This is a genomic window from Streptomyces sp. NPDC004561 (assembly GCF_053602155.1).
Genome location: NZ_JBSGDB010000056.1, coordinates 17,621 through 28,897, shown reverse-complemented (window position 1 = coordinate 28,897; position 11,277 = coordinate 17,621). Strand labels below are relative to the sequence as shown.

The 11,277-nt window shown below is 70.8% G+C and carries 10 protein-coding genes and 2 pseudogenes; 7 read left to right on the top strand and 5 right to left on the bottom strand.

The genetic code is table 11. The annotated features are described in order from the left end of the window. On the bottom strand, positions 1–1,701 hold a 1,701-nt coding region (lysS, locus tag ACWEN3_RS10815; RefSeq protein ID WP_452968369.1), incomplete at its 3' end, for a lysine--tRNA ligase. 210 nt (positions 1,702–1,911) lie between these two features. Between lysS and argS the strand changes: the two genes are divergently transcribed. After that, positions 1,912–3,675: an arginine--tRNA ligase gene (gene argS / locus ACWEN3_RS10810; RefSeq protein WP_452968366.1), complete on the top strand. Its 1,764-nt coding sequence runs from the start codon at positions 1,912–1,914 to the stop codon at positions 3,673–3,675. A 50-nt stretch (positions 3,676–3,725) separates the two neighbouring features. Beyond that, positions 3,726–4,385 carry a zinc ribbon domain-containing protein gene (locus tag ACWEN3_RS10805; RefSeq protein WP_452968363.1) on the top strand — a complete coding sequence of 220 codons (660 nt, stop codon included), beginning with the start codon at positions 3,726–3,728 and terminating at the stop codon, positions 4,383–4,385. A 7-nt stretch (positions 4,386–4,392) separates the two neighbouring features. Here the strand turns inward: ACWEN3_RS10805 and ACWEN3_RS10800 are convergent, their stop codons facing one another. After that, complete coding sequence (locus ACWEN3_RS10800; RefSeq protein WP_452968360.1) at positions 4,393–5,364, bottom strand: helix-turn-helix transcriptional regulator; 972 nt, start codon at positions 5,362–5,364, stop codon at positions 4,393–4,395. A gap of 61 nt (positions 5,365–5,425) precedes the next feature. Here ACWEN3_RS10800 and ACWEN3_RS10795 point away from each other — a divergent pair, with 61 nt between their 5' ends. Next, positions 5,426–5,812 (top strand): VOC family protein, encoded by a 387-nt coding sequence (locus ACWEN3_RS10795; RefSeq protein ID WP_452968357.1) that lies wholly within the window; start codon positions 5,426–5,428, stop codon positions 5,810–5,812. 6 nt (positions 5,813–5,818) lie between these two features. Here the strand turns inward: ACWEN3_RS10795 and ACWEN3_RS10790 are convergent. Then, a pseudogene (locus tag ACWEN3_RS10790) lies at positions 5,819–6,202 on the bottom strand (ATP-binding protein); the annotation flags it as partial. On the opposite strand from ACWEN3_RS10790, the pseudogene ACWEN3_RS10785 reads away from it, so the two are divergent. Both ACWEN3_RS10785 and ACWEN3_RS10780 read left to right on the top strand, forming a co-directional pair. Then, positions 6,196–6,726: pseudogene (locus ACWEN3_RS10785) on the top strand (DUF5753 domain-containing protein); the annotation flags it as partial. The pseudogenes ACWEN3_RS10790 and ACWEN3_RS10785 sit on opposite strands and share 7 nt — an antisense overlap. Before the next feature lie 62 nt (positions 6,727–6,788). Continuing rightward, a complete protein-coding gene (locus tag ACWEN3_RS10780; protein ID WP_452968354.1) occupies positions 6,789–6,971 on the top strand; it encodes a DUF397 domain-containing protein in 183 nt (60 codons plus the stop codon). Here the strand turns inward: ACWEN3_RS10780 and ACWEN3_RS10775 are convergent. Continuing rightward, positions 6,891–8,081 carry a hypothetical protein gene (locus ACWEN3_RS10775; RefSeq protein WP_452968351.1) on the bottom strand — a complete coding sequence of 397 codons (1,191 nt, stop codon included), beginning with the start codon at positions 8,079–8,081 and terminating at the stop codon, positions 6,891–6,893. The genes ACWEN3_RS10780 and ACWEN3_RS10775 overlap by 81 nt on opposite strands. A gap of 117 nt (positions 8,082–8,198) precedes the next feature. Between ACWEN3_RS10775 and ACWEN3_RS10770 the strand changes: the two genes are divergently transcribed. Continuing rightward, positions 8,199–9,044: a DUF4253 domain-containing protein gene (locus ACWEN3_RS10770; protein ID WP_452968348.1), complete on the top strand. Its 846-nt coding sequence runs from the start codon at positions 8,199–8,201 to the stop codon at positions 9,042–9,044. A 6-nt stretch (positions 9,045–9,050) separates the two neighbouring features. On the opposite strand, the gene hemB is transcribed toward ACWEN3_RS10770, so the two are convergent. After that, positions 9,051–10,052: a porphobilinogen synthase gene (hemB, locus tag ACWEN3_RS10765; protein WP_452968345.1), complete on the bottom strand. Its 1,002-nt coding sequence runs from the start codon at positions 10,050–10,052 to the stop codon at positions 9,051–9,053. A gap of 235 nt (positions 10,053–10,287) precedes the next feature. Here hemB and ACWEN3_RS10760 point away from each other — a divergent pair. After that, positions 10,288–11,277: phospholipase D-like domain-containing protein (locus ACWEN3_RS10760; protein WP_452968342.1), on the top strand; the 990-nt coding region annotated here is incomplete at its 3' end.

The following is an 11,277-nucleotide window of genomic DNA, read 5'->3' as shown; positions in this document are numbered from 1 at the left end:
GGCCAGCAGCAGCGTGGGCAGGCGGGGCCCGGTGTCGCGCCCGACCAGCAGGTGGTACAGCAGCGCGAAGAAGGTCCGCTGGGCCGTCTTGATCTCCGGCGGCAGCTCCTTCGGCGTGGCGTCGGCCGGGAACCCGGCCTGCACCTTCGGCACGCCGTACACGAGGTGCGTCAGGCCGTCCAGCGACCAGTGCTCGGCGAGTCCGTCGAGCAGCAGCCGCACCGACTGCCGGGACGCCTCGTCGAGGGACTTCAGCAGCTCGGCGTCGGGCTCGTCGCGCACGATGGTCCGCTGGTCGGCGGGGACGTACGCGTTGATCCACGCCTCGGCCCGGTCGTAGCGCGGGCGCGCCTCGTCCAGGGAGGCCAGCGGCTGCTCCGGGTCCAGCTCGGAGAGGATCCGCAGGGCCTGGTCCTCGTGCCCGGCGGTGATGTCGGCGACGGACGCGAGCGTGCGGTACGGCAGCGGGCGCGCCGTCTTCGGCAGCTCGGCGGCGGCGGTCCCGACGGCCCGCGAGTGGGCGGCCACGTCCGCCGGAAGGGCGGAGCCGTCGGCGACCTTGCCGGCGAGCTTGTCCCACTCGTCGTACAGCCGCTGGATCTCCTGGTCGAAGGCGATCTTGAAGGCCTGGTTGGGCCTGCGGCGGGCGTAGAGCCAGCGCAGGATCTGGGGCTCCATGATCTTCAGCGCGTCTCCCGGGGTGGGGACCCCGCCCCGGGACGACGACATCTTCGCCATCCCGGAGATGCCCACGAACGCGTACATCGGGCCGATGGGCTGCTTGCCGCCGAAGATGCCGACGATCTGCCCGCCCACCTGGAAGGAGGACCCCGGGGAGGAGTGGTCGACGCCGCTGGGCTCGAAGACGACGCCCTCGTAGGCCCACCGCATCGGCCAGTCGACCTTCCAGACCAGCTTGCCGCGGTTGAACTCGGCGAGCCGGACGGTCTCCGCGAAGCCGCACTCGTTGCAGGTGTACGCCAGCTCGGTGCTGTCGTCGTCGTACGAGGTGACGGTCGTCAGGTCCTTCCCGCAGTTGCCGCAGTACGGCTTGTACGGGAAGTACCCGGCGGAGCCGGAGCTGCCGTCGTCCTCGGACGCGGCGCCCGAGCCCTCCTCGGCCTCCAACTCGGCCTCGTCGACGGCCTTCTGCTGGGGCTTCTTGGCCTTCGGCTTGGTCCGGTACTGGGCGAGGATCGCGTCGATGTCGCCCCGGTGCCTCATGGCGTGCAGGACCTGCTCGCGGTAGACGCCGGAGGTGTACTGCGCGGTCTGGCTGATCCCGTCGAACTCGACGCCCAGCTCGGCCAGCGACTCGACCATCGCGGCCTTGAAGTGCTCGGCCCAGTTCGGGTACGCCGAACCCTTGGGCGCCGGGACCGAGGTCAGCGGCTTGCCGATGTGCTCGGCCCAGGTGTCGTCCACCCCGGCGATGCCCTGAGGCACCTTGCGGTAGCGGTCGTAGTCGTCCCAGGAGATCAGGTGCCGGACCTGGTGCCCGCGGCGCCGGACCTCGTCGGCGACCAGGTGGGGGGTCATGACCTCGCGGAGGTTGCCCAGGTGGATGGGCCCGGAGGGGGACAGCCCGGACGCGACGACGACCGGTTTGCCCGGGGCACGGCGCTCCGACTCTTCGATGACCTCATCCGCGAAACGGGAGACCCAGTCGGTGGTCTCGGTGCTCTGAGCCACGATCGGCACGTCCTTCTTTCTCCTCGGGCAGCCGGCGGGGTCACCCGGCCGACGGCTCCATTGTCCCAGGTGGGACCACAACCACGAAAACACCTTTTCAACGCGTTGGACGGGCCTCCCGGGGCGCGCGTTCACTCACGGAACGGAAAATTCGCTTTACCCCCCGTGGGATACTGGGCGGGTCTATCCATCCCCACGAGGAGAACGGCACCCATTCCTATGGCCTCGGTCACGTCCCTCAGCGATTCCGTCCAGCAGCACCTCGCGTCCGCCCTCTCGGCCACCCTGCCGGAGGCCGCCGGCGCGGACCCGCTGCTGCGACGAAGCGACCGGGCCGACTTCCAGGCCAACGGGATCCTGGCGCTCGCGAAGAAGGCGAAGGCCAACCCGCGGGAACTGGCGACCGAGGTGGTCTCCCACGTGGTCACGGGTGACCTGATCGAGGGCGTCGAGGTCTCCGGCCCCGGCTTCCTCAACATCACGATCGCCGACCGGGCGATCACCGGGAACCTCGCCGCGCGGTACGCGGACGACACGGGCCGCCTCGGCGTGCCCACCGCCGCGCACCCCGGAACCACGGTGATCGACTACGCGCAGCCGAACGTGGCGAAGGAGATGCACGTCGGCCACCTGCGCTCCGCGGTGATCGGCGACTCGGTGGTCCAGCTCCTCGAGTTCACCGGTGAGAACGTGGTCCGCCGTCACCACATCGGCGACTGGGGCACCCAGTTCGGCATGCTCATCCAGTACCTGGACGAGCACCCGCACGAGCTGGACCACAAGGCCGGCGCGGTGAGCGGCGAGGAGGCGATGTCGAACCTCGACCGCCTCTACAAGGCCGCGCGCAAGCTGTTCGACTCCGACGAGGAGTTCAAGACCCGCGCCCGCCGCCGGGTGGTCGACCTCCAGGCCGGCGACCCGCGCACGCTCGCCATGTGGCAGAAGTTCGTGGACGAGTCGAAGATCTACTTCTTCTCCGTCTTCGAGAAGCTGGACATGGACGTCCGGGACCCCGACATCGTCGGCGAGTCGGGCTACAACGACATGCTGGCCGAGACCTGCCGTCTGCTGGAGGAGTCCGGCGTCGCGGTCCGCTCCGAGGGCGCCCTGTGCGTCTTCTTCGAGGACATCAAGGGCCCGGACGGCAACCAGGTCCCGCTGATCGTCCAGAAGTCCGACGGCGGCTACGGCTACGCGGCGACGGACCTGTCCGCGATCCGCGACCGCGTCTTCAGCCTCAAGGCGAACACCCTGCTGTACGTGGTGGACGCCCGCCAGGCCCTGCACTTCAGGATGGTCTTCGAGACGGCCCGCCGCGCAGGCTGGCTGAACGAGGACGTCACCGCGTTCCAGCTGGCCTTCGGCACGGTCCTCGGCAAGGACGGCAAGCCGTTCAAGACCCGTGAGGGCGAGACGGTCCGTCTGGTGGACCTGCTCGACGAGGCCATCGACCGCGCGTCGGCCGTGGTCCGCGAGAAGGCCCAGGACCTCTCCGAGGAGGAGATCGCCGAGCGGGGCGCCCAGGTGGGCATCGGCGCCGTGAAGTACGCGGACCTGTCGACGTCGGCGAACCGGGACTACAAGTTCGACCTGGACCAGATGGTCTCGCTGAACGGCGACACGTCCGTCTACCTCCAGTACGCGTACGCCCGTATCCGGTCCATCCTCCGCAAGGCCGGCGAGGTCCGCCCCGCCGCACACCCGGAGCTGGCGATGGCCGACGCCGAGCGGGCCCTCGGCCTGCACGTGGACGCCTTCGCGGAGACGGTGGCCGAGGCCGCGGCGGAGTACGCCCCGCACAAGCTGGCCGCGTACCTGTACCAGCTGGCGTCCCTGTACACGTCCTTCTACGACAAGTGCCCGGTCCTGAAGGCCGAGACGCCGGAGCAGGTCGAGAACCGTCTCTTCCTGTGCGACGTCACGGCGCGCACCCTGCACCAGGGCATGGCCCTGCTGGGCATCAGGACCCCCGAGAAGCTCTGACACGCGGCGCTACACTCCCCCCAGTTCATTTCTCCGGGGGGACGGTCGCCATGGGCACCGAGATCTACTTCAGCAACAACTACCGTGACCTGTGCGTCCAGCACGGCACGGGCGCGGGCTTCCAGTTCGAGTTCTCCTGCTCCCGCTGCCACGACACCTGGCGTTCTCCCTTCGAGGCCTTCCGCGCCGGTCAGATGGCCGGGTGGCTGTCGCGGGGCGTGAACGCCGCGTGGTCGCTGGTCGGCGGCGCCGGCCGGAGCGTGTCCGACGCCGCGGACGGTCTGGCGGGGGCGAGCTTCGGCACCCAGCGGGACGCGGCGTTCACCCGCGCCATCGACAACGCGCAGGGCCACTTCAACCGCTGCCCGCGCTGCACCTCCTACGTCTGCGCCCGCTGCTGGAACCCGGCGCAGGGCCTGTGCCTGACCTGCTCGCCGGACACCGCGGCGGAGGCGCAGGCGGCGCAGCAGCGGGGGCTGAACGACATGGTCTCCCAGCGCGCGTACGGCCTCGGCCAGCAGCAGGGCACCGGCTACGACGTCACCGCCCCGCGGCAGCTGGTCTGCCCCAACTGCCGTACGGAGACGCGTGGTGGCGCCTTCTGCCACGGCTGCGGACACCAGCTCGCCCAGACCACGGGCTGCGCGTCCTGCGGCCACGACCTCCCGGCCGGCGCCGCCTTCTGCCCGTCCTGCGGCACCCGGCGGTGAGACCGGCTCACTGCGGGGACGAGACGCCGGATGCCTGGGCGTCGAGGAGTTCCCGGGTGCGGCGGAGCAGGGCCTGGCGCACCGAGTCCGGGGTGAGGACGCGCAGGGGGGTCGCCAGGCCCAGGAGGTAGCGGGCGAGGCCGTCGGCGTCCGGGCCGCCGATCTCGACGATCGTCGCGTCGGGGCCGTCGGGGCGGTGTGTGCCCACCGTGGGCGGGACGAGGCGTAGCGCCTGGCTCATCGGCACAGGGAGCCGGACGGTCGCGGACAGCGGGTAGGGGCCGTTCGCGATGTTGCGGGACACCAGCCGCGCCGGATCGGGCGGGTCGGTGAGGTCCGCCCGATCCCCGGTGGGCTGGAGCCGGTCGACCCGGTCGGCCCGGAAGGTGCGCCACTGGCCCCGGGTCACGTCCCGCGCGACGAAGTACCAGCGCCGGCCCGTGTGGACGAGACGGTACGGGTCGACGTCCCGGACCGTGACCCGCCCCTCCCCGTCGGTGTACGACAGCCGGGCCCGCTCCCCCCGCCGGCACGCGGCCGCCAGCTCCAGCAGCATGCCCGGCCCGATCTGCGGCTCCTCGGACCCGGGAAGGCGCACGAAGGCGTCGTCCCACTCCCCCAGCCGCTCCGCGATCCGCCGCGGCAGCACCTGACGCAGCTTCAGCAGCGCGGACAGGGCCGCCTGGTCCCCGCCGAGCGCGCCGCCGAGCGCCGCCTCCCGCAGGCCCACCGCCACGGCGAGGGCCTCCTCGTCGTCGAGGATCAGCGGCGGCACCCGGGTACCGGCCCGCAGCCGGTAGCCGCCCCAGGGCCCGGCCCCGGAGTCGACCGAGTAGCCGAGGTCCCGCAGCTTGGCGATGTCCCGCCGCACCGTGCGATCGGTGGTCCCCGTCCGGTCCGCGAGTTCGGCGCAGGTCCACGAGGGCCGCGAGGCGAGCAGCGAGAGGAGTCGCAGCAGGCGGGCGGACGCGCTGATCACGTGGCGAAGTCTTCCACAACCAGGACCGGAACTGTCCTGGTCATGTCCTAGCGTCCTCCCCATGAGCACGGACACCTCTTCCGCACCCGCGTTCCGCTACGCCGCCGTCACCTTCGACTGCGCCGACCCCGCCGAAATGGCCCGCTTCTACGGCGAGTTGCTCGGCCACCCCGTCCTCTACTCGTCCGCCGACTTCGTCCTGATCGGCAAGGAGGGCGCCCCCGGCCTGGGCTTCAACCGCCTGGCCGACTACCGGCCGCCGACCTGGCCGGACCCCGCCCAGGAGAAGCAGGCGCACATCGAGCTGGGCGTGGACGACCTGGACATCGCCGAGAAGCACCTGCTCGAACTGGGCGCCACCAAGGCCGATCACCAGCCCGGCGCCGACCGCTGGCGGGTCCTGCTGGATCCCGCCGGCCACCCGTTCTGCATCACCACGCTGGTCTGAGTCGGCCTAGGCGCCCCGGTACCACTCGCACCACACCACTTTGCCGGGGCGCCGCTCCCCCACCCCCCACTTGTACGCCGGCGCGGCCACGAGCAGCAGCCCGCGCCCGCCCTCGTCCGGGTCCTCCACGACCCTCGGGACACCCGGTCCGCTGTCATGGACCTCGGCCCGTACGACCTCCCCGTCCCACCGCAGCCGCAGCAGGAACCCGCGCCCCGGCGGCACCCCGTGCAGCAGGGCATTCGTGGCCAGCTCGCTCACGCAGAGCGACACGTCCGCGCTCCGCTCCCATGCGGCCAGCCCCCAGCAGGTCAGCGACCACTCCGTGAACCGCCTGGCAGCGGGGACGGAGAGGCGGTCACGGCCGTAGAACCGGTCGCGCTGACAGGGCGGCCATCGCTCTGTCGTGGTACGACAACGCCGTCATCCCGGACCTCCTCCAGAACGAGGCGTACGCGCGGGCGGTGCTGCGCAACCGCGTCCCCTCCTACGAGGACGAGGACCTGGAGAAGACGCTCCGGCTGCGCCTCGACCGTCAGGAGATCCTGCGCCGCAAGTACCCGCCCACGCTGAGCTTCGTGGTGTGGGAGCCCGCGTTGCTGCTGAGGATGGGAACCGAGAATGTCCGCAGGGAGCAGATGCGGTTCCTGCGGGAGATGGCCGAACTCCCCTGTCTCTCCCTCCAGATCCTGCCGCTGGACAGCCCCTTCCACACGGGGATCGCGGGACCCTTCACCCTTCTCGAAACCCCGGACCATCAGCATCTCGCGTACACCGAATCGCAGCGCGGCAGCCAATGGGTTTCCGACGCAGAAGAGGTGTCCATCCTGGCGCGCAAGTATGCGATGCTGCGAACACAGGCCCTGCCGACCCAGGACTCGTCGGGCCTGCTCGACCGCCTGCTAGGAGAGCGACGAACGCCGAAGGACTTCAGTGGTTCAAGTCGACTTACAGCAGTGACGAAGGCGGCCAGTGCGTGGAAGTGGCCGTTGCCTGGAGGAAGTCGAGCCGAAGCAGCAGCGAGGGCGGCCAGTGCGTGGAGGTCGCAGCCTGCCCCGGCACCGTGCACGTCCGTGACTCAAAGAGCGACCCCGCCCTCGGCCCGGTTCTGGACGTCGGGCCCGCCACCTGGGCCGCCTTCACCGTCTCCCTCAAGTGACCGTCGGCCCCGCCGGCCGCGTGGCGTGCGCTGGGGCCAGAACAGGACGTACGCGGCCGAGCCGAAGACGAAGGCCAGGCGGATGAGGCCCCGGGTGGCGTCGGAGGGGACCAGCAGGGCGCTGCCGTAGAGGGAGATGAGGGCGATCCAGCTGACCCACGGGACGAGGCGTCGTTGGCCGATCGAGTCCCAGATCAGCGTGCCCAGGAGAACCGAGGCGTTGTAGTAGGTGTAGACGCTCGGGTCGAGGACGATGCGCGCGTCGGCCGCCAGCAGCACGACCGCCGGCCAGCGGTTGCGCCGTACCGCCAGGGCGCCCAGGCCGAGGCCGAGGGCCATCTGCGCGGGCCGGTCCCAGAAGGGGGTCTCGGGGTCGTTCACGCCGAACCAGCGCAGTGAGGACGCCGGCTGGTTGGGGATGGCGAAGCGGGCCGCCGCCAGGGTGTCCAGGTGGGTGAGGTAGAAGGGCAGCCAGGCCACCGCCACCAGACCGACGACCCACGCGGCGGAGCGCAGGCGGGCGGGGCGGGGCACGGCCAGCAGGAGCGCGAGGAAGCCGACCGCCCAGGGTTTGGAGTCGACCGCCAGGGCCAGGAAGACGCCCACCGCCGTGGCCTTGCCGCGGACCAGCGCGCGTACCGCGAGCGTGGTGAAGAACAGGGTGAGGACGTCGTCCAGGTGGGCGAAGCGCACGGAGACCTCGACCCACATGGGTATGAAGGCCGCTCCGGCGATCAGGACGCGTTGCTGGAGGCGTCTGTGGTTGAGGCCGGTGCCCCGGTTGAAGTCGGCGGCGGCGCGGCCCACGAGAACGAGCATGTAGAGGCCCAGCCCGGACATGAAGGCGTCGGCCAGTTTCTCCCCGAGCTGCGCGGGGAAGGGTGCGAACAGCCCGGCGAACAGGAAGCTGACGGGGCCTATCTGCAACTGGGGGTGGTTGGCGTAGAGGGCTAGACCGCCGCCCGACTGCTGACCGAAGAGCAGCTCTTCACCGGTGCGCAGGTAGTGCCAGGACACGGCCGCGTGGCGTTCGGCCACGACGAACCAGAGGGCCGTCCACACGGTGAGCAGCACGATGTGCCAGCGCACCGGAAAGCGCCCGTTCCGCACGTTCCGTCCTTCCCGTCGATCCGGTGCATCACCTCTGTAGAGGGCATCCGAGGGCGGCTGGTTCATCGGAAAGGCCGGTTCACGACGTTGTCAGTGGCTTCCCTTACAGTCACCGCCATGGCGACTCTTCCGAACCCGCTCCCCAGGCTGGCCACCGATCCGAGCGGTCGTTCCCTGGGGCTCCAACTGCCTCCCGGCAGGCTGGTCGACGCGACCGACGACGGGCCGTGGCACGAACCCCTGCTGTGGCTCGCGGACAAGCCGGCCGCCCCGGGCACCTGGAGCGCCCTGGGTGTGCCGGCCGCGCGGGCCGGGCTGCTGCCCGTGCTGGTGGACGTGGGCGGGTCCCAGGGCGGTCCGGAGAGCTGGGAGCTGATGCCGGCGGACATGTCGTACCCCGGGGACCACGACGCCGAGGACGTCCTCGCGGAGCACTGGGAGGTCGACGCGGACGAGGAGGACGAGGACGTCGCGGACGACGACGGACTCGATGAGATGCTGGAGCCGTTCGGGCGGGCGTGGCCCGGGCTCGCCCCCGCCGGGTCGCTCACCGTCGACCCGGGCACCCGCGCGGCGTCCGTCGCGGACTCCCTGACGGAGGACGATCGCCGCTCCCGGCTGCACGCCGCCCGCCTCGCGCTCGTCCCCGCCCGGCGCTCCGCCGACATCCCGGCGGCGCTCGGCTGGGGTGGCCCGCTGAACCACGAGAACGACGTGGCCCGGCTGTGCGCGGTACTGCGTTCCTGGGAGGACCGGTTCGGCATCCGTGTCGTCGCTCTCGGTTTCGACACCCTGGTGGTGTCCGTGGCCGCCCCGCCGACCAGCCTCGCGGAGGCCGAGGCGCTGGCGGCGGAACACTTCGCGTTCTGTCCGGACAACATCATGCAGGGCGAGGCGGACACCCTTCGCGGCTACGCGAAGGAGCTGGTCGGGGAACCCGCCTGGACTTTCTGGTGGGACTGAGACCGGTCAGCCGACCCGGCGCAGCTTCTGCGCCACCTCGGTCGCCCAGTACGTGAGGATGTTACGCGCGCCCGCCCGCTTGATCCCGGTGAGGGTCTCGAAGATGGCCCGGTCCCGGTCCACCCAGCCCTTCTCGGCGGCGGCCTCGATCATCGCGTACTCGCCGGAGATCTGGTAGGCGGCGACCGGGACGTCCACGCTGTCGGCGACTCGGGCGAGGATGTCCAGGTAGGGCCCGGCCGGCTTGACCATCACCATGTCGGCGCCCTCGGCGAGGTCCAGCTCCAGCTCGCGCAGGGACTCGCGCCAGTTGGCGGGGTCCTGCTGGTAGGTCTTGCGGTCGCCCTGGAGCGAGGAGGCGACGGCCTCGCGGAAGGGGCCGTAGAAGGCGGAGGAGTACTTGGCGGTGTAGGCGAGGATCGCCACGTCCTCGCGCCCGATCTGGTCGAGCGCGTCACGGACGACGCCGATCTGGCCGTCCATCATCCCGCTCGGGCCGACGACGTGGGCGCCGGCGTCGGCCTGCACCTGGGCCATCTCGGCGTACCGCTCCAGGCTGGCGTCGTTGTCGACCCGTCCCTCGGCGTCCAGCACGCCGCAGTGCCCGTGGTCGGTGAACTCGTCCAGGCACAGGTCGGACATGACCAGCAGGTCGTCGCCGACCTCGGCGCGCACGTCGCGGAGGGCGACCTGCAGGATCCCGTCCGGGTCGGTCCCGGGCGTGCCCAGGGCGTCCTTCTTGCCCTCCTCCGGCACGCCGAACAGCATGATCCCGGAGATCCCGGCCTCCACGGCCTCCAGCGCGGCCTTCTTCAGGCTGTCCCGGGTGTGCTGCACGACGCCGGGCATCGTGGCGATCGACACCGGCTCGGCGACGCCCTCGCGGACGAAGGCGGGCAGGATGAGGTCGGCGGGGTGGAGGCGCGTCTCGGCGACCATCCGTCGCATGACGGGCGAGGTCCGCAGCCGTCGGGGACGCGTACCGGGGAAGGATCCGTACTTCGTCATGCCTTCTACGCTACGCCCGCCCGGCCCTCGTCTTTGCCGACGCCCTGTCGGCCGGTGAATGGCCCGCAGTGAGCCCATATAACGCCCATTCACGGGCATAACGGCGGCCCCCATACGAAGTTTTTGCGCTCCCCTGGCCGTACCTGGAACCGCACGCCTCCCCAGCGTTCTACGCGCGTGGTGTCATGCACGCGCCACCCCTCCCCACCTCCCTGCCTCCCGACAGGAGTCACGCATGCTGTGGAAGGTTCTCGGCCGGGCGGGCGTCGCCCTGGCCGCCGGCGCCGCCGTCGTCGCCACCGCCGTTCCCGCGAACGCCGCCAGCTACTCCGCGTTCGCCTTCTCCCAGAGCGGCAGCCAGCCCACCATCTACGACTTCATCAACTCGGCCACCAGCACGCTCGACATGACCATGTACGAGCTGGAGGACACCACCGCCGTCAGCGACCTCATAGCCCTGAAGAACAAGGGCGTCACGGTCCGGGTCGTACTCGACCGCCAGCACAAGTCCGCCAACAACTCGGCGTACACGTCCCTGACGAACGCGGGCGTGGGCGTGGTCTGGTCGTCCTCCGCCTACGTCTACACCCACCAGAAGACGATCACGGTGGACGGCGCCAAGTCCCTGGTCATGACCGGCAACCTGACGGCCCAGTACTACACGACCAGCCGGGACTACGGGGTCTTCACGGACGACACCCGGGACGTCGCCGCCATCGAGAAGGTCTTCAACGCCGACTACACGGCGACCTCGGTCACCCCGACCGACGGCGACCACCTGCTGTGGTCCCCCACCGACTCGCGCAGCCGCCTGGTCTCCTTCATCAACTCCGCGACCAAGTCCCTGGACGTGGAGGAGCTGGAGTTCAGCGACAGCACGGTGGTCAACGCGATCGTCGCCCGCGCCAAGGCGGGCGTGGCGGTCCGCGTGGTCCTGGAGAACCCCTCCAGCTACTCCAGCGAGGTCTCCGCCGTGAAGGCCGCCGGCGGCAAGGTCGTCGGCTACTCCGACCCCAACGGCTTCTACATCCACGCCAAGGCCATGGTCGCCGACTACGGCCTCACCACGCAGGAGGTCGAGGCCGGCTCCATGAACATCAGCAGCAACTCCCTCAGCAACAACCGTGAGCTGGGCATCATCCTCACGGGCACGGGCGTGGCCCAGCCGGTGGCCCAGACCGTCGAGACGACGTTCAGCAGCGACTACGCCGGCGGCACGCCGGCC